Annotated in this window: 20 protein-coding genes; 9 read left to right on the top strand and 11 right to left on the bottom strand. The window is 53.0% G+C overall.

Translation table 11 applies throughout. The features are described from left to right. Positions 1-31: 31 nt before the first annotated feature. A complete protein-coding gene (locus tag I2D83_RS04320) occupies positions 32-1,984 on the bottom strand; it encodes a bifunctional 2',3'-cyclic-nucleotide 2'-phosphodiesterase/3'-nucleotidase (protein WP_205947604.1) in 1,953 nt (650 codons plus the stop codon). Between the two features lie 204 nt (positions 1,985-2,188). On the opposite strand from I2D83_RS04320, the gene cysQ reads away from it, so the two are divergent. Next, positions 2,189-2,929 carry a 3'(2'),5'-bisphosphate nucleotidase CysQ gene (gene cysQ, locus I2D83_RS04315; RefSeq protein ID WP_180778650.1) on the top strand — a complete coding sequence of 247 codons (741 nt, stop codon included), beginning with the start codon at positions 2,189-2,191 and terminating at the stop codon, positions 2,927-2,929. A gap of 19 nt (positions 2,930-2,948) precedes the next feature. Here the strand turns inward: cysQ and I2D83_RS04310 are convergent, their stop codons facing one another. Continuing rightward, positions 2,949-3,527: a YtfJ family protein gene (locus I2D83_RS04310; protein WP_205947603.1), complete on the bottom strand. Its 579-nt coding sequence runs from the start codon at positions 3,525-3,527 to the stop codon at positions 2,949-2,951. A 347-nt stretch (positions 3,528-3,874) separates the two neighbouring features. On the opposite strand from I2D83_RS04310, the gene I2D83_RS04305 reads away from it, so the two are divergent. Next, complete coding sequence (locus I2D83_RS04305; protein ID WP_005974755.1) at positions 3,875-4,081, top strand: DUF1107 domain-containing protein; 207 nt, start codon at positions 3,875-3,877, stop codon at positions 4,079-4,081. Positions 4,082-4,157: 76 nt separating this feature from the next. On the opposite strand, the gene paeA is transcribed toward I2D83_RS04305, so the two are convergent. Continuing rightward, positions 4,158-5,483, bottom strand: coding sequence for a polyamine export protein PaeA (paeA, locus tag I2D83_RS04300; protein ID WP_043881983.1), 1,326 nt, complete (start codon positions 5,481-5,483; stop codon positions 4,158-4,160). 151 nt (positions 5,484-5,634) lie between these two features. Then, positions 5,635-6,273, bottom strand: a complete 639-nt coding sequence (gene msrA, locus I2D83_RS04295) for a peptide-methionine (S)-S-oxide reductase MsrA (RefSeq protein WP_181829381.1) — start codon at positions 6,271-6,273, stop codon at positions 5,635-5,637. A 491-nt stretch (positions 6,274-6,764) separates the two neighbouring features. Here msrA and tamA point away from each other — a divergent pair, with 491 nt between their 5' ends. From tamA to I2D83_RS04280, 3 genes are read left to right on the top strand one after another with little or no spacing between them, the layout of a single operon-like run. Continuing rightward, a complete protein-coding gene (tamA, locus tag I2D83_RS04290) occupies positions 6,765-8,480 on the top strand; it encodes an autotransporter assembly complex protein TamA (protein WP_181845893.1) in 1,716 nt (571 codons plus the stop codon). Continuing rightward, complete coding sequence (tamB, locus tag I2D83_RS04285; protein WP_205947602.1) at positions 8,477-12,514, top strand: autotransporter assembly complex protein TamB; 4,038 nt, start codon at positions 8,477-8,479, stop codon at positions 12,512-12,514. The genes tamA and tamB overlap by 4 nt, the downstream gene beginning before the upstream one ends. A gap of 2 nt (positions 12,515-12,516) precedes the next feature. Further along, positions 12,517-12,867, top strand: coding sequence for a gamma-glutamylcyclotransferase family protein (locus I2D83_RS04280; protein ID WP_015841560.1), 351 nt, complete (start codon positions 12,517-12,519; stop codon positions 12,865-12,867). 115 nt (positions 12,868-12,982) lie between these two features. Here the strand turns inward: I2D83_RS04280 and ppa are convergent, their stop codons facing one another. Next, positions 12,983-13,513 (bottom strand): inorganic diphosphatase, encoded by a 531-nt coding sequence (gene ppa, locus I2D83_RS04275; protein ID WP_010278977.1) that lies wholly within the window; start codon positions 13,511-13,513, stop codon positions 12,983-12,985. Between the two features lie 248 nt (positions 13,514-13,761). On the opposite strand from ppa, the gene I2D83_RS04270 reads away from it, so the two are divergent. Continuing rightward, a complete protein-coding gene (locus I2D83_RS04270) occupies positions 13,762-15,348 on the top strand; it encodes a methyl-accepting chemotaxis protein (RefSeq protein WP_194430967.1) in 1,587 nt (528 codons plus the stop codon). 54 nt (positions 15,349-15,402) lie between these two features. On the opposite strand, the gene plsY is transcribed toward I2D83_RS04270, so the two are convergent. Next, positions 15,403-16,038, bottom strand: coding sequence for a glycerol-3-phosphate 1-O-acyltransferase PlsY (gene plsY / locus I2D83_RS04265; protein ID WP_015841557.1), 636 nt, complete (start codon positions 16,036-16,038; stop codon positions 15,403-15,405). Positions 16,039-16,145: 107 nt separating this feature from the next. Here plsY and folB point away from each other — a divergent pair, with 107 nt between their 5' ends. Both folB and bacA read left to right on the top strand, forming a co-directional pair. Next, a complete protein-coding gene (gene folB / locus I2D83_RS04260) occupies positions 16,146-16,499 on the top strand; it encodes a bifunctional dihydroneopterin aldolase/7,8-dihydroneopterin epimerase (RefSeq protein WP_015841556.1) in 354 nt (117 codons plus the stop codon). 272 nt (positions 16,500-16,771) lie between these two features. Next, positions 16,772-17,590: an undecaprenyl-diphosphate phosphatase gene (gene bacA, locus I2D83_RS04255; protein ID WP_180778657.1), complete on the top strand. Its 819-nt coding sequence runs from the start codon at positions 16,772-16,774 to the stop codon at positions 17,588-17,590. A gap of 63 nt (positions 17,591-17,653) precedes the next feature. On the opposite strand, the gene I2D83_RS04250 is transcribed toward bacA, so the two are convergent. Both I2D83_RS04250 and I2D83_RS04245 read right to left on the bottom strand, forming a co-directional pair. Further along, on the bottom strand, positions 17,654-18,898 hold the full coding sequence (locus I2D83_RS04250) for a multifunctional CCA addition/repair protein (RefSeq protein ID WP_205947601.1): 1,245 nt from the start codon (positions 18,896-18,898) through the stop codon (positions 17,654-17,656). Between the two features lie 128 nt (positions 18,899-19,026). After that, positions 19,027-20,337, bottom strand: coding sequence for an IS4 family transposase (locus tag I2D83_RS04245; protein ID WP_182101296.1), 1,311 nt, complete (start codon positions 20,335-20,337; stop codon positions 19,027-19,029). A gap of 113 nt (positions 20,338-20,450) precedes the next feature. On the opposite strand from I2D83_RS04245, the gene I2D83_RS04240 reads away from it, so the two are divergent. Then, positions 20,451-20,639, top strand: coding sequence for a hypothetical protein (locus I2D83_RS04240; RefSeq protein WP_241007270.1), 189 nt, complete (start codon positions 20,451-20,453; stop codon positions 20,637-20,639). A 60-nt stretch (positions 20,640-20,699) separates the two neighbouring features. On the opposite strand, the gene I2D83_RS04235 is transcribed toward I2D83_RS04240, so the two are convergent. The 3 genes from I2D83_RS04235 to I2D83_RS04225 all read right to left on the bottom strand — a co-directional run bounded on the left by I2D83_RS04235 (position 20,700) and on the right by I2D83_RS04225 (position 22,404). Further along, on the bottom strand, positions 20,700-21,314 hold the full coding sequence (locus tag I2D83_RS04235) for a hypothetical protein (protein WP_205947600.1): 615 nt from the start codon (positions 21,312-21,314) through the stop codon (positions 20,700-20,702). A gap of 86 nt (positions 21,315-21,400) precedes the next feature. Further along, positions 21,401-21,832, bottom strand: coding sequence for a carboxymuconolactone decarboxylase family protein (locus I2D83_RS04230; RefSeq protein WP_181845941.1), 432 nt, complete (start codon positions 21,830-21,832; stop codon positions 21,401-21,403). 134 nt (positions 21,833-21,966) lie between these two features. Further along, positions 21,967-22,404: a GNAT family N-acetyltransferase gene (locus I2D83_RS04225; RefSeq protein ID WP_181845942.1), complete on the bottom strand. Its 438-nt coding sequence runs from the start codon at positions 22,402-22,404 to the stop codon at positions 21,967-21,969. Positions 22,405-22,407 lie beyond the last annotated feature (3 nt).

Raw genomic sequence — 22,407 nt, 5'->3', positions numbered from 1 at the left:
AGGAACCTGTGGGTAACAGCGCTGTCAGCCCTTATTTAGCCTGTTGCAGGTCAAGGCGATAAACCGCAAAGCCTGTTTCATCATTGCCGACGTGCGTCATCGGATACTGGGCTTTCTCTTTGATAAACGCCGTGGCTTTCTCTGACGGTGACGTTTCAAAACGGATATCCAGCGGCGTGTCGCTGACGATAGGTGCCAGACGCCAGTTGTTATCCGCCTGCGGTTTCACTTCTCCCGATTTTTGCGTTTCCGCGCTGATGTAAGCCGCCAGAACGGAGCGGTTTTCATCCGGCGATGCAAAGGCTACATACTTCTCACCCGTACCGGCAAATTTCTCGCCGTAGGCGCGGTAGTTGTTGGTGGCGATCAGGAACGTGGCTTTAGGATCGATCGGTTTTCCGTTAAACGTCAGCGCCTTGATGCGGTGTGCTTTATCGTTGATTAACGCACACTCGCTGTCGTAGCGGGCGGGTTGCGTCACATCAATCTGATAATTGACGCCGTCGATCACGTCGAAGTTATATGTGCGGAAGCCATCCCAGTTCAGCAGGAATTGCGGCTCACGTTTGCTCGGATCGATTTGTTTGAACTGGCCCGCAGAGCACTCCAGCCACTCCTGCACCTGCTGTCCGTTAACTTTCACCACCACCAGTGTATTGGGGTAAAGGTACAAATCGGCAGCGTTACGGAAGGTGAGCTGGCCCTTTTCCACTTCGACATAGCTGGCTGGATCGTTTTTACGTCCACCGGCTTTAAACGGCGCGGCAGCGGAAAGTACTGGCAGATCGGCCAGATCGGGATCGCCCTGAATAAAGTGTTCTACATAGGCGCGCTGAGCATTGTTGACGATCTGCACGGTAGGATCGTCCTGAATCAGCGACAGGTAGCTATACATGTTGTCTGCCGATTTGCCGATCGGCTTGCTGACGAACTCGCGTGTGTCTTTATGCGCGTCAGCGAGGACTTTCACCAGCTTGTCGTCTTCCGCCGCCAGAGATTTCTTCTGCGCTTTGTCATAGATAGGTCTGGCTTCTGCTTTTGCACTTTCTACCTTCCATGTGCCGCTGTCGTTATTCAACGTGAAATCGACGACGCCGAGGTGATCACCCCATTGCCCCGGCATTACCGCGGGGACGCCATTGAGCGTGCCCTGTTTGATGTCAGCGCCCTTGATGTTCGCAAAATCATTGCTGGGGAATACCGCGTGCGCATGGCCAAACATGATCGCGTCGACGCCAGGAATTTGGCTGAGGTAGTAAACGGAGTTTTCTGCCATCGCTTTGTACGGTTCGGCAGAAAGGCCAGAATGGGGGATAACAATCACCAAATCTGCACCTTGCTTACGCATTTCCGGCACCCATTTTTTGGCACTTTCCGTGATGTCTTCGACGGTCACCTTTCCTGTCAGATTGGCTTTATCCCACACCATGATCTGCGGTGGAACGAAGCCAATATAACCGATGCGCAGGGTATGCTGTTTGCCGTCACGGTCTTTAACCGATTTGTTTTCAATGTGGTAAGGCGTAAACAGCGGTTTACCCGTTTTGGCATCCAGCACGTTGGCGTTCACATAAGGGAACTTCGCCCCTGACAGCGCCTTATGCAGATAATCCAGCCCATAGTTGAATTCGTGGTTACCGATGTTGCCGACAGAATAGTCCAGCGTATTCATCGCCTGATAAACCGGATGCACATCGCCAGTTTTCAACCCTTTTGCCGCTATATAGTCGCCTAACGGGCTGCCCTGAATTAGGTCGCCGTTATCGACCAGCACGCTGTTGCTGGCCTGTTCGCGCGCGGCGTGAATCAGGCTGGCAGTGCGCACCAGACCAAATTTATCGGTTGGCGTATCCTTGTAGTAATCGAAATCCATCATATTGCTGTGCAGATCGGTGGTTTCCAATACCCGTAGATCAACGGTAGCGGCATGAACGGTCGTGGCGACCAGCGTAGCAAGCAGGCTGAGTGCCAGTGAATGCTTCATTGCGTAACTCCTTGTGCGGTGATTGTCGACGCGTGAGGCGATCGGGGGTGTCTTTCATATGATGATGAAGTTAAAGTGATTATCGTCTCTAAATACTGAGGATGACATCAATAATGGCAATAATCGTAGATTGCCTCACAGATGTATAATGAATGACAGAGATGAAGTCTGCGTTACGCGTAACCGATAACGACGAGGTCGATCATGTTAGAAACTGTTTGCCAACTGGCTCGCGATGCCGGTGCTGCCATTATGCAGGTTTACGACGGGCAACATCCTGTGGATGTCTCGCTCAAGAAAGATGATTCGCCAGTGACCGCCGCCGATCTGGCGGCGCATCGGGTCATTAAGGACGGGCTGGCTGCGGCGTTCCCTGATATTCCTTTGCTGTCAGAAGAAGATCCGCCAACATGGGAAATCCGCCAGCGCTGGCAGCGCTATTGGCTGGTCGATCCGCTGGATGGCACCAAAGAATTCCTGAGTCGCAACGGTGAGTTTACGGTGAATATTGCGTTGATCGAGAATGGTCAGGCCGTGCTGGGCGTGGTTTATGTGCCGGTCACCGGCGTGATGTATTCTGCGGCACAAGGCAAAGCCTGGAAAGAAGAGAACGGTCAGCGTCGGCAAATTACGGTGAAGCCGGCTCATCCGCCGCTGGTGGTGGTTAGCCGTTCTCATGCCGATAGTGAACTGAAGGATTATCTCAGCCAGTTAGGTGAACACCAGACGGTGGCCATTGGGTCATCGCTAAAATTTTGTCTGGTGGCGGAAGGAGAAGCGCAGCTTTACCCACGCTTCGGGCCGACCAACATTTGGGATACCGCAGCAGGCCACGCGGTAGCGGTGGCGGCCGGGGCGCAGATTCACGATTGGCAAGGGCAGCCGTTGTCCTATACGCCGCGTGAATCCTTCCTCAACCCCGGTTTTCGCGTCTCTTTATTTTAATTTACTAAGCGTTTTCGTCCTATTTCTCTTCGAGCAATTGGCGCAGCAGGGACATCACCTGCTGCACTTCTTGTCCGCTCAGCGCGCCATCTTTCACGAAACGGATTTTCCCTTGTTTATCCAGCACCGCGATAGCCGAGCTTTGGGGCTGTAGCTGCCAGGTTTTTCGCACGTTGCCGTTGCTATCGACAATAAATTGTGACCACGGAAAGGCTTTCTTGTTGTCCTCAAGGCTACTGCGCACAAACATGCTGGTGCCGATGATGGCATCGTCGGTATTCACGATTGTCGTCGTTTGGTAATAATCATGCGGTAGGTTAGCGGCCTTCAGTGCGGAGATGAGCGGATCGTTCATCTCTTTGGCCGAGGTTCGGCCAGCTATGTGTTGTATCACCCGTACTTTTCCGGGCAATTGCGCGCTGTTCCAGTTTTTATAACTAAACTGATTATTAAGGTACTGAAGTTCTCCCCGGTCTGCGACGCCGACAGGAGGAACCATCTGATTGAGTACCAGCGTATGGGCAGAGGCCGGGAGCGAGATAATCCCTAACAAGGGCGTGATAGAGAGCGCGAGGAACAGGTGACGTATTTTTATCATGGTATGTCCTTCTGTGTGGGAGCCCGATGCGATGTTAATGATGGAAAAGGTCAGGCTATGGAATAAGCGTAGATTCAGGACACTGGTCTGTCCTGCTTCGCTGTAAAACGGTTTGTGCCAGAGTGCACAAAACCCTTATTTTTGAAGGTTTATACTGATGACTAAGGGTTTACTTAAACACTGTTCTGTAAAAATCTGTAAAAGCAGTTAAGAATACTGAATAGTGGGGAACTAAATACCGTTTTACAGTACTAATTAGCAGTATCCGTTATCTCATTAGCGCTCCAGAACCTCAGCCATGTTGGCGAAAGGGAGAGCGTAGAAAAATAAAACGGGAGAGTAAAACGATGAGGATCTTCGAACGTTACAATCCTTTGAAAGTCGCCAAATATGTGAAAACCCTGTTTCGCGGGCGGCTGTACATTAAAGGGGTTGGTGCTTTTGAGTTCGACTACGGCAAAATTCTTTTGCCAAAGAAACAGGATAAGCAGCATCTTCTGGTGATGTCTGAAGTGAATCGCCAGGTCATCCGGCTCCAGGCCGAGATGGGATGAATGATAAAGAAACGGCCCATAGCGGGCCGTTTTGGTTTGTGATGAAGCCCGATTGCTTGGGCATGCCTTCTGGCGGTTAATCGTCGCTATCGATCTTCACGCTTGATGAGACAATCGGGCGGTCTTCCAGACGCGTCACCAACAGCTGATCGATCTTATAGCTATCGATATCGACCACTTCAAACTTATAGCCAGAGAAGCGCACCGCATCGGTACGTTTCGGGATTTTCCGCAGCGTATACATCATGAAACCGCCAATGGTTTCGTAGTTGCCGGAGTGCGGGAAATCATCAATATTCAGCGCCCGCATGACGTCTTCTATTGGCGTACCGCCTTCAACCAGCCAGGAATTTTCGTCACGCGCCACAATCTGTTCTTCCATTCCCTGGCCGACGAGATCGCCCATCAGGGTGGTCATGACGTCGTTAAGCGTGATGATGCCGACGACCAGCGCATATTCGTTCAGAATGACTGCGAAGTCTTCCCCCGCCGTTTTGAAACTTTCCAACGCTTCGGACAGCGTCAGGGTATCCGGTACGATCAGCGCCGGACGGATCTGCACGCCGCTGCTTAGCGTCAGGCTCTGGTTTCCCAACACCCGAATCAGCAGGTCTTTGGAGTCCACGTAGCCGACGATCTGATCGATTGTGCCATCACAAACCAAAAACTTGGAATGTGGCTGCTGAGCGATTTTTTCCTTAATGCTGTCTTCCTGCTCGCGCAGATCGAAGTAGACCACACTTTCGCGTGAGGTCATCGAAGAGGGCACGGTGCGGGATTCCAGTTCAAACACGTTCTCGATCAGTTCGTGTTCCTGCTTACGCAGGACGCCAGCCAGCGCACCGGCTTCTACGACGGCGTAAATATCATCGGACGTGATGTCATCTTTACGCACCATCGGCAGTTTGAGCAGACGGAAAATAACGTTAGCCAATCCGTTAAAGATCCAAACCAGCGGACGGAAAAGGAATAGGCAGAAGCGCATGGGGTTGATTATGCGAACCGCGACGGCTTCTGGCGCAATCATACCAATGCGTTTCGGGGTGAGATCGCCAAACAGGATGAACAGGCTGGTGACGAGTACGAATGAGCAGATGAAGCTAACTTTATCGGCGGCTTCGGGTGACATGAAGCGCTCAAACAACATAGAAAACGTTGGGGAAAATGCCGCATCGCCGATGATACCGGCCAGAATCGCGACGGCGTTAACGCCAATTTGAATCACGGTAAAGAAGATGCCCGGCGTTTCCTGAAACTTGAGCACTAGATCGGCGTTGATATTTCCCTCATCGGCCATCAGCTTGAGTTTAATTTTACGGGATGCCGCCAGTGAGATCTCGGACAGCGAGAAGAACGCACTGATGGCAATGAGACAAAGAATCAGCAATAGACTGTTTAACATCATTTTTAAAGTTTTCGCATGCACCGAGATTGACGCAGCGATCCTCAGAAAGGTGAGTAAATTAATAGCAATAATTGAAGGTATATAACCGGGCAACGCGCTGCCCGGTTCGGGCGCATTATAGCAGGAGCGGTGAATTTACCGCCAGTGGTCAACGCGGAGGAGGCAGACAGACGCCGATACCGCCTAATCCACAGTAGCCGTTCGGGTTCTTGTACAGGTATTGCTGGTGATCGTCTTCCGCATAATAGAACGGGCCCGCAGGCTCAATTTCTGTGCTGATAGCACGGACGTCACCGTTTTCCCTCATTGCCTTTTGAAAGCGTTGAAGGCTTTCCTGTGCGGCCTGTTCCTGCTCGGGCGTGAGCGTATAGATAGCGGAACGATACTGGCTGCCGATATCACCGCCCTGACGCATACCCTGCGCGGGGTCGTGATTTTCCCAGAACAGTTGCAGCAGTTGATCGTAACTGATAACCGCAGGATCAAAAACGACACGCACTGCTTCGGCATGATCGGTCTGCCCGCTGCACACCTCGCGGTAGGTTGGATTCGGGGTATAACCACCGATATAACCCGCCGCGGTACTGTAGATTCCCGGCTGTTGCCAGAATAAACGCTCCACGCCCCAGAAACATCCCATCGCAAAAATAGCAACGGACATATGATCGGGCACATGAGTCATGGAATGCTCATGGACGACATGCAGCCTGGCCACCGGCATGGGGGTGGAACGTCCCGGTAAAGCATCGGATTGTGTAATCCGCTGCGTCTTATCAATCGAACTCATCACGTTGTTAACTCCAGCTAGACTGGGTAAATAACCCGCTTTCATGGAAAGCATAACCAAGAAGCATTGAGCTGTCTTTATATCTTAATGGGGTTTAATGTTAAGGTAATGTTTATCTGTAATGCCGCGTATTGATGTTTGCAGTTGAAAATCTATTCTTAAGATGAAAAATTAGTATTTATCACTAAGATAATACAAAATTGTTAGGGGATTTCGGCGCTACGTGGCGGATTGTCAGGTAGGCGTACAGCGGCGTCCGTCAACACGGCGGGCGAAGTGATAAAAGCCATGCTATAGGTTTTAGACGACAAGGTTTTAGGCGACAGACCGATTTATCAGGGAGCTCAGTGACTACTTTCATTGCAAAAAGACGTTTCACTTCAAAGAACAGTCTCATTGGAAAAAAAAGCGTTACCGGGCAAAAAGGCATAGCAGGACAAAAAAACAGTTTTGCTGGCTGTGGTGCGCCACGGTACCGGTTTCTTGGCCTGATGTGTGCGTTGCTCATGTTGGCACCGGAGAGCCAGGCGGCGAATGTGCGTCTGCAAGTCATGGGGCTGGAAGGGCAGCTACAAAAAAATGTTCGGGCACGTTTATCGACCATTGCGGTTGATGAGGTGAATGCCGACGGGCGTTTCCGCTCGCGCGTCGATGAAGCGATCCGTCAGGGATTGCGCGCGCTTGGCTATTACGATCCACAGATTGGCTTTGAATTCCGGCCTGCCGTTAATGGCGGGCGACCCGTATTAATTGCTACCGTCACCCCCGGCGAACCGGTAAAAATTGCCGGAGTGAACATCACCCTACGCGGTGGCGCGCATGACGATAAAGACTACCAGCAGCTGGTTAAAGACGATCGCCCTGAAATCGGGTCGGTGCTGAACCACGGCGATTTCGATCGCTTTAAAAGCGGGTTGAACGGTTTGTCATTACGCAAAGGCTATTTCGATGCGCGCTTCCAGCAAAGCCAGCTTGGCGTTATGCGGGAAGAGAGAGAAGCGTTTTGGGATATCGATTTTGATAGCGGTGAACGCTATCGCTTTGGTGCCGTACATTTTCAGGGCGCACAAATCCGCGATGATTACCTGCAAAATCTGGTGCCGTTTCATGAAGGCGATGCCTACACCAGTGAAGATCTCGGTGAGTTAAACCGTCGTCTTTCTGCGACGGGATGGTTTAATTCTGTCGTAGTCTCACCCGATTTCGAACAGTCGAAAAGCTCTAAGGTACTGCCGCTGGAAGCCGTGGTGACGCCGCGAACCCGTAACCGTATCGAAACCGGGGTGGGGTACGCGACCGATGTTGGCCCACGTTTTAAAACCACCTGGAATAAGCCTTGGGTGAATTCGCGGGGCCACAGTCTGGAAAGCAGCCTGAGTGTGTCTGCGCCGGAGCAATCGCTTGATTTTAGCTACAAAATCCCCTTATTGAAGAACCCGCTAGAGCAGTATTACCTGCTACAAGGCGGCTTCAAGCGCGAAGATCTCAACGATACCAAATCCGATGGCACCACGCTGAACGTGGCACGCTACTGGGATCTCTCCAGCGGCTGGCAACGGGCGATTAATCTGCGCTGGAGTCTCGACCACTTTACGCAGGCGAGCGTGACGGATACCACGATGCTGATTTATCCGGGCGTCAGCATTAACCGAACCCGTCAACGCGGCGGGCTGATGCCGGTGTGGGGCGACACGCAGCGCTATTCCATCGATGTTTCAGACACCCTCTGGGGATCGGATATCGATTTTGCCGTGGTTCAGGCGCAAAACGTCTGGATTCGTACGCTGGCGGACAAACACCGCTTTGTCGCGCGCGGCAATCTGGGCTGGATTGAGACCAATAATTTCTCCCGTGTCCCGCCCTCACTACGTTTCTTTGCCGGTGGCGATCGCAGCATTCGTGGGTATAAATACAAATCGATTTCGCCACGCGACAGCGACGGCAAACTGACCGGTGCGTCCAAGCTGGCGACCGGCTCGCTCGAATACCAATACAACGTAACGGGAAAATGGTGGGGCGCGGTTTTTGTTGATTCAGGTGAAGCAGTGAATGACATCAAACGGAGTAATTTCAAGACCGGTTCGGGCGTCGGCGTACGCTGGGCCTCGCCGATTGGCCCGGTGAAACTCGATGTTGCCATGCCGATCGGCGATGCAGAGAAGAAGAACGATGTTCAGTTCTATATCGCGCTGGGGCCTGAATTATGATGGATGAAAAAAACGAAAAAAAAGCACAGGATGCCGCGGCAGAAGAAAACATCGCGCAGGATAACGTGCCGACGACGCCTGTACGAAAAGGGCGCTGGTGGAAACGCATCGGCATTGGTATCGCCGCATTCTTGTTGCTGCTTGTTGTTGGCATAGGGCTGCTGGTGGGCACTACGCCGGGTCTGCACCTGTTGCTGAATACCGCAGCACGCGTGGTGCCGGGGCTGGACATTGCCAGCGTGAGCGGCGGCTGGCGTGATTTAACGCTGAAAAATGTCAGCTACGAGATGCCGGGCGTGACGGTAAAGAGTGATGAATTTCACCTGTCGCTCGCGCTGGGGTGTCTGCGCAAAAGCCAGCTGTGCATTAACGATCTCTCGGCGAACCGCGTCGATGTGGTTGTGGATACCAAAGCCCTGCCTGTGGCGGAAGAGCCACCGCCGCCTTCGACTCCAGTCACGGAAATCTCCGCACCTTTCCCTATCTCTCTACGTCAACTCGTGCTCAATAGCGTCCAGGTTACCGTGGATGACACGGCGATTTCTCTGGGCGAATTCCGCACCGGAATGCAGTGGGAAGGGCGCGCATTGACGCTACTGCCGACCAAAATCAGCGCACTGCTGGTGGCTTTACCGAAAACCCCTGTCGATGTGCTGGAAGATGGCAAAGTGACGGCGGCGGAAATGGCGTCCGTCATCAAAGAAACGGCGGCGAACGTACGTGAGGCGGCTGAGCAAGGCTCTTCGCAAACGCTTCAAATCGATAAAGTGCTAGAGGCGAATAATACGGTAGCGGCCGCCACGACGACGACACCGATACCGACAGCGTCGACGCCAAAAACGGATGGCGCCGCTGACAAGCCGGCAGTCCCTGAACAGCCGCTGGGCGAACGCCTGAGCGAGCTATTCTCCAAACCGCTATTACCGGATTTACCGCAGTTCACGCTGCCGTTGGATCTGAATATTGTTGAGATCCACGGTGAACAGCTGCGGCTGACGGGCGATCAGGACATTGTGATTAATAACCTGTTCGTACAGGTGTCGACCCAGCAACAGCATTTGCGACTGGACAAACTGATCGTGCAATCGCCGCAGGGTGGGTTGAATGTACGCGGTGAAGCGACGCTTAGCGATAACTGGCCCGTCTCGCTGACGGCGAACGGCGTGCTGAATGTCGATCCGCTCAAAGGCGAAACGTTGAAACTGGCGGTCGATGGCGGCCTGCGTGAACAGCTGAATGTGGCTCTGAATCTTTCTGGGCCGCAGCGCGCTCAGTTGGATTTGCAGACCAAACTGGCGGAAGCCGGGCTGCCGCTGGCGTTGACGTTGCAAACCGAGCGTGTGCGCTGGCCGCTGACGGGGACAACGCAGTATCAGGCCAATAACGTCAGGCTGCGTTTTAATGGCAAAGTGACCGACTACGCGTTATCGCTGCGCGGCGATCTGAGCGGTGCGGATATTCCTCCCGCGACGCTGCTACTGGATGGCAAAGGCAACGAGCAGCAGTTTACGCTGAGCCGCTTGCGGCTGGCGGCGTTGCAGGGGAATGCCGATCTGAGTGCGCTTATCGACTGGAGCAAAGCGATAAGCTGGCGCAGTGAGCTGCTGCTGAACGGGATTAACACCGCGAAACAGTGGCCTGAATGGCCTGCGAAAATAGATGGCAAGATAACAACGCGCGGTAGCGTCTATGGCGGTAGCTGGCAGTTGCAGGTACCGGAACTACGGCTGGATGGCAACGTGAAAGCGAATAAGCTCACGGCCAGAGGTGAACTGCGTGGCAATGCGGCAGGCCAGTGGACAATACCAGGGCTGAATCTGGCATTAGGTCGCAACCAGTTGAATGTCAAAGGTGACCTGAGCGACAAATGGCAGTTGGATGCAGACATCAATGCGCCGTCGCTGGACGGTATGTTGCCGGGTCTGGCAGGACGCGCCATCGGAACACTCAAGCTACGCGGCAATCTGCGTGAACCGCAGATGCTGGCGGATATCACCGCTTCCGGCCTGCGCTGGCAGGCAATAACGATAAGTCAGGTGAGAGTAGAAGGCGATGTGCGCTCCGAACAGCAGATTCAGGGCAAGCTGGCTGTGCGTCTTGAAGCGTTGAAGCAGGACGGCCTGAATATTGCGTTGTTGACGCTGGATGCCAGCGGCAATGAAAAGCAGCATCAGCTTCGGCTGACTATGCAGGGTGAACCGGTCGCGGGGCAACTGGTACTTTCAGGCAGCTTCGATCGTCAGGAACAGCGTTGGCGCGGTACGCTGAACAATACCCGCTTCGACACCCCTGTCGGTGAATGGCGTTTGACGCAGGATATAGCGCTGGACTACCTGAATACGCAGCAGAAGATCACCATCGGGACACACTGCTGGCGTAACCCAAACGCAGAACTGTGCGTACCGAAAGCGATTGAGGCCGGACCGAGCGGACAGGCAAGTATCCGATTGAACCGTTTCGATCTCGCTATGTTAAAGCCGTTCCTGACGGCAGATACCGTGCTGGCGGGGACGTTTACCGGTGGTGCGGATATCAGTTGGCAGGCGGGGCAAGGCTTACCACAGGCGAAAGTGTCGCTGGTGGGCAACGGTGTGAGCGTTCGTCAGCAGATGCAGGGCAACACGCTGCCGATTGATTTCGATACCTTTACGCTGAATGCCGGGCTCGATCGCGGGCGGGCGCAGCTTGGCTGGCTGATGGCGATTCGCGAGAACGGGCGCTTCAGCGGTGATATTCAGGTGACCGATCCACAAGGGCGGCGCAATCTCGGCGGCAATGTCACAATTAACAATATTTCGCTGGCCTTGCTCAACCCTGCGTTGAGTAAAGGAGAGAAAGCGGCAGGGATATTGAATGCGAACCTGCGCTTGGCAGGGGATGCGGCACGTCCTCAGATCTTTGGCCAGATGGTGCTGGAGCGATTGGATATTGATGGCAACTGGATGCCGGTTGATCTGACCAACGGGCGGCTGGCGGTGAATTTCAGCGGGATGTCATCAACGCTGCAAGGCTTTCTGAAAACGGATAACGGACAGTTGAACCTCGGCGGGAATGCCGACTGGTCGCGGCCTGATGTGTGGCGTGCGCGGATTGCGGCGAAAGGCCAGAAGCTGCGGGTGACGATTCCACCGATGGCGCGGCTGGATGTCTCGCCGGATATTGTCTTCGAGGCTACGCCGCAGCTGTTTGCGTTAAACGGTTCGGTCAGTATTCCGTGGGCGCGCATTGTGGTTAAAGATATGCCGGAAAGCGCGGTGGCGGTGTCATCGGATGAAGTGATGCTGGATGCCCAGCGCCAGCCACTGAAGAAAGCCAGTGCGGCAATTCCGATTAACAGCAATCTGACAATCCGCGTCGGAAATGATGTACGGCTGGATGCGTTCGGGCTGGCTGCCCGCTTGCAGGGCGATCTGAAAATGGTTCAGGACGAACGTGGATTAGGGCTGAACGGACAAATCGATATTCCGTCCGGCCGTTTTAAAGCCTACGGGCAGGATTTGATCGTCCGCAAAGGTCTGATTCTGTTCTCTGGCTCGCCTGATCAGCCGATCCTGAATATCGAAGCCATTCGTAACCCAGACAACACCGCTGATGACGTCACCGCCGGGGTGCGTGTCACCGGCATGGCCGCTACGCCGAAGCTGGAAGTCTTCTCCGATCCGGCAATGTCGCAGCAGGAAGCACTCTCTTATCTGCTGCGTGGACAGGGTTTGGACAGCGGTGGAGCCGATAGCTCGGCAATGACCTCAATGTTAGTCGGTTTAGGGGTTGCACAAAGTGGTCAAGTTGTGGGTAAAATCGGCGAGGCCTTTGGCGTAAGTAATTTAGCTCTGGATACACAGGGTGTTGGCGATAATTCTCAGGTTGTCGTCAGCGGCTACGTCCTTCCGGGTCTGCAAGTGAAATATGGTGTTGGCATATTCGATTCTTTGGCAACGTTAACGCTGCGTTACCGCTTGATGCCAAAGCTATACTTGGAAGCGGTGTCTGGAATTAGCCAGGCATTAGATGTGCTCTATCAGTTTGAGTTTTAGCGATGCGAATTATTGTTTACGGCAGTTTACGACGCAAACAGGGAAATAGTCATTGGATGACAAATGCGCAATGGCTAGGGGATTGTCAGCTCGCAGGTTTCGAGCTGTACGATCTCGGCCATTATCCGGCAGTAGTACCTGGTGATGGAGAAATCCATTGTGAGGTTTATCGCATTAGTTCGTCGATATTGACGGAACTGGATGCGTTAAAGCGGGACGGTCACGAATACCAGCGTGAGCTGATTTCCACGCCTTTGGGCAGTGCCTGGATCTATCTGTACAAACACCCTGTTGTAGGGCTGACGCGTATAGCCAGCGGTGACTGGCTGAAGCGTGATGAAGAAGAGGCTTGAGGCTACGTAGCTAATCAGGTCGAGGTCGTTATAAATAAAAAACACCGCGTAAGGCGGTGTTTTTGATCGTGCGCTATCTTAGCCCGTAAGGGGGGTAACGCATATTGCGCGGCGCTTATTTGTTTTTTGCGCGCTCGAAGGAGGCAACGATCTCGGCTTTTGCCGCTGCAGCGTTGTCCCAACCTTCTACTTTTACCCACTTGCCTTTTTCCAGATCTTTGTAGTGTTCAAAGAAGTGGCCGATCTGTGCACGCAGCAGTTCAGGCAGGTCGTTAACGTCTTTAATGTGATCGTATTCTTTGGTCAGCTTGCTGTGCGGAACGGCAACCAGCTTGGCATCTTCGCCCGCTTCGTCGGTCATTTTCAGCACGCCAACAGGACGGCAACGGATCACTGAGCCCGGCTGCAGCGGATACGGCGTTGGAACCAGCACGTCAACCGGGTCGCCATCCAGAGACAGCGTGTGGTTGATGTAGCCGTAGTTGCACGGGTAGAACATAGCTGTAGACATGAAACGGTCTACAAACAGCGCGCCGGTATCTTTATCAATTTCATATTTGATTGGATCGGCATTCGCAGGGATTTCAATTACTACATAGATATCTTCTGGCAGATCTTTACCTGCCGGAACATTGTTCAGACTCATGTCAGTTTCCTTCTCTTAAAACCTGAAATAGCGTGGCCGTCATTATAGCCAAAAAGCGTTTAATGTCCCCGATTTTTAGCGTACCGAGGCGCCATGCGCTCGCATGCGTCGTTTAAGTAAAAATACTTTCGTTACTAAAGTTTCTTTAAAGAAAGCAGGCTTGCTACCGATAGGAACATGATCGAGATCACGTTATGTGGAGCATTTCTCCGCATTTATTTATCATTTGTAATATCAGGGAAATAAAAATGTTAAGAAATATCACAATCAAGACGAGCTTGATTGCTTTGTTAGGAACGATGGTACTGCTGTTGTTGCTGGTCTGTGGAATTGGCATTACCTCAATCAATCAGGGAATCACGTCGCTTACTACGATCGACAAGATTCAGGGCAAAGAAGTCACGGCGCTGGCGGGGAGCTACACCGCGTCGCTGCGTGCCAGAACGGGAGCTGCCTTGGCTGCTCGTCAGATGGAAAGCGGGCTGACCGATCTCGCAAATGCCTCGGTTGCGCGAGCGGAGGCCTACACCGCGCTCTCGCAAAAAGAAATGGCGCGCTTTCTCTCCTACGGTACCGTAACGGAACGCGGTGCCAGAATGGCAGCAGAGGTTAAAAGCAACTACGAGCAATACATGAATCTTGGCGTTCAGCCGATGGTCGATGCGCTAAAACGTGGTGATATCGCTGCTTATTACGTGCTATTGCAGGACGTGCTGCCGCCGCTCAGCGTTAAGATGGATAAAGTGGCGAACGAATTCCGCGACTTCGGCCTGGAAGTGGGAGAGAACATGCTCACTGAAGCAGAGAGCTTTGCGCTCGAGCGCCTGACGATCATTGGCATTGCCTGTGTCGTTGTTCTGCTACTGGTGTTGGCTGCCTGGATTGCGCTGAAGCGCTCTATTCTGTCTCCGCTTGAAGAGACGGTCACCCAACTGGAGTTTATTGCCCGTGGTGATTTGACCCAGCACATCGCTGACGGCGGGAATAATGAAATTGGCCGCCTGATTCAGGCAATGAAAGCAATGCAATCTTCACTGGCGACCGCCGTGGGACGCGTCCGCGATGCTGGTATGCAGATTGACGTCGGTACGCGTGAACTCTCTTCCGGCAATACCCATCTGGCAGCTCGTACGGAAGAATCAGCGTCATCACTGGAAGAAACCGCGGCCAGCATGGAGCAGTTGACTGCCACGGTAGCGCTGAACGCGGAGAGTGCGGAACAAGCGCATACGCTGGCGCAAAATGTGTCTGATATCGCGAATAAAGGCAGCGATACGGTGGGCAGTATGATTGAGAAAATGCAGATGATCTCCAGCAGCTCAGAACGTATTGCCGATATTCTGGCCGTGATTGATGGCATCGCGTTCCAGACCAATATTCTGGCGCTGAATGCGGCGGTTGAAGCCGCGCGTGCGGGTGAGCAAGGGCGAGGATTTGCCGTGGTGGCAGGTGAAGTCCGCAATCTGGCGCAGCGCAGTGCGCAATCGGCTAAAGAAATCAAAACGCTGATGGAAGAATCCCAGAGCCGCGTCAGTGAAGGTACCGTTATGGCAAAAATGGCGGGCGAAACGATGAACGATGTTTCTGAGGCGGTAGCGCGTGTGACGTCGCTGATGCGTGAGATTTCAACGGCAACGCGTGAGCAAAGCAATGGCATTGGACAGGTGAATCTGGCGGTATCGCAGATGGATGAGGTTGCCCAGCACAATGCTTCTCTGGTTGAAGAGTCCGCCGCTGCCACACGCTCACTGGAAGATCAGGCACGTCTGCTGGCAGAAAGCATGGCACAGTTTAAGGTTCAGTCGCAGGAGTTTGCCGCCATCGGCCGATTCTAATTCCCCCTTCATACTTCATAAAAAAATTCCCGTGAAAACGGGAATTTTTTTGCCTTACTCTTCGGGAGACGTTTTCTCGTCTTCTGGCTGTTTCTTCTTCCGCAGCTTGTTCCAGATTTTGCTTTCCTGCCCGCGCCACAGACGTTGGATATTGTCGTGATGACGCATCAGTATCAGACAAGAGAGCATCGCGACGGGAAACGTAAACTGTGGCTTGAACCACCAGACGTAAAACGGGGCGATGAGCGCACTGACGATGGCGCCGAGTGAGGAATAGCCGCTCAGTAGAACGGTCAGTAGCCAGGTCCCGGTCATCAGGCCCGTCAGATCCCAGCCGATCGGTGCGATGGCGCCAAAAGCCGTTGCCACACCTTTGCCGCCGCGAAAGTGAAAAAAGACTGGATAGATATGACCGAGGCAGGCCGCAATGGCAGTTAACCCGAGATACAACGGGGAGACGCCCAGTGCGTAAGCGGCCCAGACTGGCAACATGCCTTTCAGGACATCAAAAACCAATACGGTTGCAGCGGCAGCCTTGCCGCCAATACGCAATACGTTAGTGGCTCCGGGGTTCCCGGAACCATGCTGACGCGGGTCTGGTAGCCCAGCTATTCTGCAGAACAAAATCGCACTGGAAATAGAGCCACACAGATACGCGATTAACATCATACCAAGCGCGGTAACACTCATAACGCCATTCCGTTTAATAAGGGTCGTTTTACTCTTCTCATCTGTGGATAATACGCACATTCCGTCGGAAGTGGTATCCGACAGCGACAAAAACAGAGAATGGCGTGATGGATATCGTATTTATTGAAGAACTTACTGTAATCACTACGATCGGTGTTTACGATTGGGAACAGACTATCCAGCAGAAACTGGTGTTCGATATCGAAATGGGCTGGGATAACCGTCAGGCTGCCGCCAGTGATGATGTCAATGACTGCCTGAGCTATGCGGATGTCAGCGAGGCGGTGATTGCTCATGTGGCAAATCAGCGCTTTGCGCTGGTGGAGCGTGTTGCTGAAGAAGTCGCCCACATGCTGATGCAGCGCTTCTCGATTCCCTGGTTGCGGATCAAGCTCAGCAAGCCTGGCGCGGTCGCGCAGGCGCGTCAGGTTGGGGTCATTATTGAGCGCGGCGCGCGATAAATCTGATTTAACAGAAAAATACTGATTTACGTGCAACTAAACCGTAACCCAAATAGTCTATAAGCCAGTTATACCCGTCATACTTCAAGCTGCATGTGCGTTGGCTGCGTTCACTCACCCGAATCACTTACTTGAGTAAGCTCATCGGGACTCATTCGCTTGCCGCCTTCCTGCAACTCGAATTATTTAGGGTGTGTGTAGCGGCTCGCGAAAGTACGCGGCCGCTTTTTTATGGGCTGAATTTTCGTTTTTATTAAGGCAAGGATTTTTAGATGACTGACCTGCATTCATTGCTAATCGCATTTATTCTTGGCGTGGTCGAAGGACTGACCGAGTTTTTGCCCGTATCGTCTACGGGGCATATGATTATTGTTGGTCATTGGTTAGGGTTTGTTGATGAGAAAGCCAAGACGTTTGAAGTGATTATTCAGCTTGGCTCGATTCTGGCCGTTGTTGTCATGTTCTGGCGTCGCCTCTTTGGTCTGATTGGGATTCACTTCGGTGAAGTCCCGCACGAAGGGCATACGGCGGGTCGACTGAAATTGACGCACATCTTGCTGGCAATGATTCCCGCCGTGGTGCTTGGGCTGGTTTTTCATGACGTGATCAAATCGCTGTTTTACCCACAGAACGTGATGTACGCGCTGGTTGTCGGTGGTTTTCTGCTGTTAGCGGCGGAATGGCTCAAGCCTAAAAAGCCGCGTGCCGTCGGGCTGGATGACATCACGCATCGTCAGGCCTTTATGATTGGCTGTTTTCAATGTCTGGCGCTGTGGCCCGGTTTTTCTCGTTCGGGTGCGACCATTTCCGGCGGGATGCTGATGGGCGTCAGCCGCTATGCGGCTTCTGAGTTCTCTTTTATTCTGGCGGTTCCCATGATGATGGGCGCGACCGTTCTGGATCTGTATAAAAGCTGGCACTTCCTGTCGCTGTCTGATGTACCGATGTTTGCCGTTGGTTTCGTGACGGCGTTTCTCGTGGCGCTGATTGCGATTAAAACCTTCCTGAAAATCATCAAACGCATCTCGTTTGTCCCGTTTGCGATTTACCGTTTTATCGTCGCGGGCGTCGTTTACATGGTGTTTATGTAAGACTAATTCTATCAGTTGTCGTTAGATAGAGGAGAGGCCACGCATTAGCGTGGCCTCTTTGTTTCAGGATGTAGCGGATGCATCCGGCTGTTGTGCTTTCCAGTCTGCCAATGCCTGAGTGCGGCGACGTGCCAGCTCATTGCGCACGTCGATGCCTTTAAAACCGTCGGCAACCACGCCTGCACTGCTGACCTGGCTGGCAACGCGGAAGGCTTCACGCAGATAGTCGCCTTGCGGATAAGGCGTATCTTCGAAACCTGCCCGCCCTCGGGCGTCGGCTTCGCTAGTGAGCGCTAACTGCTCCAAACGCTGCGGCTTGCGCCAGACGTCAATCGCATCAAATAACTTCAGCAGGGTTTTAGGTTGCAGCACCTGCACGGTATGAATCAGGTCATGATATTCGGCAACCAGTTTCGCCAGATCGCGAATCGGGTTAGGCACACGCAGGCGCTGACACAGCGCTTCAACCAATTTGACCCCTGCCGGGCCATGCCCGTGATGCCGTGGCCACAGCTCGGGAGGCGTCAGCCCTTTTCCTAAATCGTGGCACAGCGTAGCAAAGCGCACGTCAATCTCAGGGCTGAGGCGTGCGGCCATCGCCACCGTCATCATGGTATGAATGCCGGTATCGATCTCCGGGTGCCATTTGGCGGGGGCTGGTACGCCATACAGATTATCGATTTCAGGGAACAGCACGGCTAGCGCTCCGCAGTCACGTAGCACCTGAAAATAGACATCGGGTGATGAGGTACCAAGCGCTTTTTCCGTCTCTTTCCAGACTCGCTCTGGCGTCAGATAGGCCAGTTCGCCCTCATGCGCCATTTTTTGCATCAGCGCCATGGTTTCTTCTGCAATCTGGAAACCGAGATGAGCAAAACGCGCGGCAAAACGCGCAACGCGCAGCACCCGTAGCGGATCCTCGCTGAACGCGTCGGAAACGTGGCGCAGTACGTGATTCTCAAGATCGCGACGACCGTGATAAGGATCGATAAGGTCTCCCTGCTCGGTGCGGGCAATGGCATTGATAGTCAAATCGCGGCGCAGTAAATCCTGCTCTAACGTGACATCGGGGGCAGCATGGCAGACAAAACCGGTATAGCCTTTGCCGGATTTTCGCTCGGTACGCGCGAGGGCGTATTCATCGTGGCTCACGGGGTGTAAGAAAACGGGAAAATCCTTTCCAACCTGCTGGTAGCCCTGCGCAAGCAGATCCTCCGGCGTAGCGCCAACCACCACCCAATCTTTCTCGGTGACGGGTAAACCCAGCAGGCTGTCCCGAACAGCACCGCCGACAAGGTAAATCTTCAATGTCGGGCTCCTGAATAAATAACCAATACTTCACCACATACTACCATCTTTGCGCCGCCGCGTTGGCTGCAAAGAAAAATGCCTGCAAGAAGCAGTAATGCCAGTCAGTTAAGCGACTGACTGGCAGTTTATCTACGGGCCTTACTGTATTTTTGGGGCCTTTCTTTTACTATTCGTGGGAAGGCCCTTTCCCTTCTTATCGGTAATTTCACCAGTTGTCCCTGGCTTTCAAGATCACGCATTAGTTCCGGGATGCGGCCCGGTGAAGCACCCTGTAGTGTCATCAGCATTCGCATCACCATTCCGCACGATTCTGAGAAGCTCAGCTGATTTGGCCAGTATCCTTTCAGATGTCCTGCCATTTTAATCATCTGATATCTTACAAGATTATAGGCCAGTAATACTCCCCATAACTCCTGCTCCACGAGCTCAGGTTTCTTACTTCGCAGTGTCAGCCTGCTCAGTTGCATCGTCTGCTTTATCTCACGGTAGCCCAGCTCGATTTCCCACCGGTGGCTGTACAGGTCCGCCATCTCTCCACCAGGGAAGCGCAGCGCATCCGTCATCGACGTCAGCAGATGACAGACCTTTCCTTTGCGGGTCAGTGTCAGTAGCCGTGCTGTGATTTCCTCCCCCAGACCCGGCCACTTTTTACGGGCCTGTGGACTGGTTTTCAATTTTACCAGATGATCACCTTTACCCAGCTTCCTGACCTCTTCATACTGCGCCCCCTTTTTCAGCGGGATCAGCCAGTGCCGGTGTTTCCCCGCCTGATTCCAGGCATTCAGCAAACCCAGTGCGTAATAGCCTTTATCGAGTAAAGTCAGCGTGTTATCACCTGTCTGTGCTATCAACTGTTCTGCAAGCGCATTTTCACTCTCTTTCATCGTGCCAAAGGCTGCTGCCGTCAGCAGATGGCTGGTCAGCTCCATCTGGCAGACCATTTTTACCTGTGGATAGAGTCCCGGTTTTCCGCCATGTGTCTGGCGCGGGAAGGCGGCATCATTTTCTGGTGTATCCGGCGTTCGCCAGACCACGCCATCCACGGCCAGCAGAGTCAGGCCACACCAGTGTGGATGTGGCGTTTCACTATGCCAGAGCTGTGCAGTTTGTGTGAACACACGGCGAACGGCCTCACTTCCCAGGCGCTGGCGAGCCTGAATCACGGCACTCGGGGCGACAAAGGGACGGTTACCCGGCAGCATAATATCCAGACGGTTAACAATCTGGTGAAGGGGCTCTTTACGTTCAAGCGCCATGCCGACAATGCACCAGACCATCATTTCAAGCGGGAGACGCCGCTTGCGTAGCGTGACCGTGCCGGACTCGGCGAGACAACGTGAGACGAGTTCGGGGTCGAGATAATCCCCCAGAGAAGTCAGTGGGTTACGCAAAGAGTCGTAATGGGATACCAGATCAAGAGCCTGTCCAATGTGCATAAAAAAATCCGGAAACGGGTGAGCATTTCCGGATTTTTACACATCCACTGGATCGGTCAACCGATCCTTAACTGATCGGCATTACAGTCAACTGGCCGTGGTTTTATCTTGGCGTGGTTATCGCTGCGATTTGGTTTGCTTATGCCATTGCCATGACCATTATTGAACTGGTTTCAATCATGAGAGATCGCTGGTTTATCGAGAAGCTCGTCTCCCCTAGCGAAAGCGAATGGTACGGTGGCTATATCGATGCCCGCGACTACCGCGTCACGGCGCTTGAGCGTCTGCTATCACTGAAATAGCACATCAGTAACCGTGTCTGGCATGCAATATCGCGGCGCCAGACACTCACCACCACTGCGCTATTGGTTAGATTTGGGCATCGGCCGCCAATCCACCTTTATCGGGTACGCTTTGAAGTTATAGTCAATTCCGTAAGAGTGCTGCCTGCCAGCCAGGCTGCATTTACCGAAAAAAGAGTATTCTCCGTTGTATCGCTCTGGAGGTGTCGCAATCACGATGTTTCCGCAACAGTCAGGATAAATACATGCTGTCGTGTGGGTAAATACAATATAGCCGTCATCGGTTCTGCTAAATAACCTGTCGGCATAAAGCTGTTTGCATTCCTCTTTATTGGGTGCACCGACGACAAAAATGCGGAGATTGTCATAATATCCCACCAGCACCACACCAAATATCACCCCGAATGCGGCAACATACGCCCACAGCGGTAAGTTAATTGCAGGATGAATCTGCATAAGATCCGCGACAAGACTCAATCCCGGCAATAAACAAACGGCGACAAAACTGACAATGAACTTACTCTGTTCAGAATGCGATATTTCCTTATAAATACGAGCCGTGTTTTCGCCCACCAGATTAGTGTATTGCCCGTGGTGATTATTGACGTTAATAACGCCTGATTCATTATTGATAACCGTTTGATGTTCGCCCGAGTTTCTCTGTTCAATCTCCATCACTCCCTCCGTAGACATAAAACCATCACAGTAAGGGATTTGAGCACAACATGAATGAACCCGCTACGTTGATCTTCACTCACACCTTATTGGCGCATGCCGATCGCCAACCGATTAAAGGCACTCATCAGCGCAACGGCAAAGCTCAGATCGGCGATCTCTGCATCGCTGAAATGCGCCTTCAGCGGTTCGAAATCTTCATCAGGCGCGTGGCTACGAGCCACATCCACAAGCGATTCAGTCCAAGCCAGCGCCGCACGCTCGCGTTCATTGAACTGCGCGCTCACACGCCAGCCCGCCAGGCTGTCCAGCTTGGCATTTGGCACACCGTCTGCGCGCAAAGCCGACGCATGCATCTCCAGACAAAAAGCGCAGCCATTAATTTGTGAAACACGCAAATAGACCAATTCGATCAACGGTTTGCCAAGGCTGCTCTTGTTCAGCGCTTTCTTGGCAATGCCGAACCCTTGATAGGCTTCTGGCGAGAGGGTTTGGTAGGGCAAACGAAGCGTATTCATAGAAGATCTCCAGTAAGAATGAAAGAACGAGAAAAGAAGTCAGCGCATAGAGCGTCTGAGCCCATATTTCAACCGTCGAGAGTTACCTGACCGAGCCATCCGAGGTGGCAGCAAAGTCGTTGTTTCATGGCTCTTCACACCGATAACGCCTGGTTGAAATGTAGCCCTTTAGCGAGTAAGCCCTGACGAAAATAGAAGCGTTGTGCCAGCGCATTGCCCAGAGCCGTATCGAGTACCAGATGAACACAATCTTGCCGCTGCGCTTCCTCGCGCATTGCCTCGATCAGCAGGCCGCCGAGCCCCCGATCGCGGGCAGCGACGGCAACCACAAGGTCATCAACATAGAGGAATTGGCCATACAATAGGTTTTCCTGAATGCGATAGCCCGCCAATCCCATGACGAGATCGCCCTGCCATGCCGCCAGCAGACGATAACCTTGCCCAGCCTGACGACGAGCCTGCGCAGTGAATGCAGCAGCATCAGGAAGATGAGGCCGTAGCTCCCGCATAACATCAAAGCAAGCCAGGTAGTCCCGATCGCTGTCAATGAGGCTCAATCGAAAGGTGCTCATGTC

Origin of the sequence: Pectobacterium aroidearum (genome assembly GCF_015689195.1) — a bacterium.
Classification (GTDB): domain Bacteria; phylum Pseudomonadota; class Gammaproteobacteria; order Enterobacterales; family Enterobacteriaceae; genus Pectobacterium; species Pectobacterium aroidearum.
The sequence above is the reverse complement of the archived record's forward strand: the minus strand, read 5'-3'. Positions and strand labels throughout refer to the sequence as shown.

Bases quoted from the DNA above. Each gene is read 5' to 3' on its own strand.
- I2D83_RS04310 (WP_205947603.1), bottom strand. From the start codon at position 3,527: ATGATAAAAATACGTCACCTGTTCCTCGCGCTCTCTATCACGCCCTTG.
- I2D83_RS04270 (WP_194430967.1), top strand. From the start codon at position 13,762: ATGTTAAGAAATATCACAATCAAGACGAGCTTGATTGCTTTGTTAGGA.
- I2D83_RS04225 (WP_181845942.1), bottom strand. From the start codon at position 22,404: ATGAGCACCTTTCGATTGAGCCTCATTGACAGCGATCGGGACTACCTG.
- tamA (WP_181845893.1), top strand. From the start codon at position 6,765: ATGTGTGCGTTGCTCATGTTGGCACCGGAGAGCCAGGCGGCGAATGTG.
- ppa (WP_010278977.1), bottom strand. From the start codon at position 13,513: ATGAGTCTGAACAATGTTCCGGCAGGTAAAGATCTGCCAGAAGATATC.
- tamB (WP_205947602.1), top strand. From the start codon at position 8,477: ATGATGGATGAAAAAAACGAAAAAAAAGCACAGGATGCCGCGGCAGAA.
- I2D83_RS04280 (WP_015841560.1), top strand. From the start codon at position 12,517: ATGCGAATTATTGTTTACGGCAGTTTACGACGCAAACAGGGAAATAGT.
- paeA (WP_043881983.1), bottom strand. From the start codon at position 5,483: ATGTTAAACAGTCTATTGCTGATTCTTTGTCTCATTGCCATCAGTGCG.
- I2D83_RS04320 (WP_205947604.1), bottom strand. From the start codon at position 1,984: ATGAAGCATTCACTGGCACTCAGCCTGCTTGCTACGCTGGTCGCCACG.
- I2D83_RS04235 (WP_205947600.1), bottom strand. From the start codon at position 21,314: ATGGAGATTGAACAGAGAAACTCGGGCGAACATCAAACGGTTATCAAT.
- cysQ (WP_180778650.1), top strand. From the start codon at position 2,189: ATGTTAGAAACTGTTTGCCAACTGGCTCGCGATGCCGGTGCTGCCATT.
- I2D83_RS04230 (WP_181845941.1), bottom strand. From the start codon at position 21,832: ATGAATACGCTTCGTTTGCCCTACCAAACCCTCTCGCCAGAAGCCTAT.
- folB (WP_015841556.1), top strand. From the start codon at position 16,146: ATGGATATCGTATTTATTGAAGAACTTACTGTAATCACTACGATCGGT.
- plsY (WP_015841557.1), bottom strand. From the start codon at position 16,038: ATGAGTGTTACCGCGCTTGGTATGATGTTAATCGCGTATCTGTGTGGC.
- bacA (WP_180778657.1), top strand. From the start codon at position 16,772: ATGACTGACCTGCATTCATTGCTAATCGCATTTATTCTTGGCGTGGTC.
- msrA (WP_181829381.1), bottom strand. From the start codon at position 6,273: ATGAGTTCGATTGATAAGACGCAGCGGATTACACAATCCGATGCTTTA.
- I2D83_RS04305 (WP_005974755.1), top strand. From the start codon at position 3,875: ATGAGGATCTTCGAACGTTACAATCCTTTGAAAGTCGCCAAATATGTG.
- I2D83_RS04245 (WP_182101296.1), bottom strand. From the start codon at position 20,337: ATGCACATTGGACAGGCTCTTGATCTGGTATCCCATTACGACTCTTTG.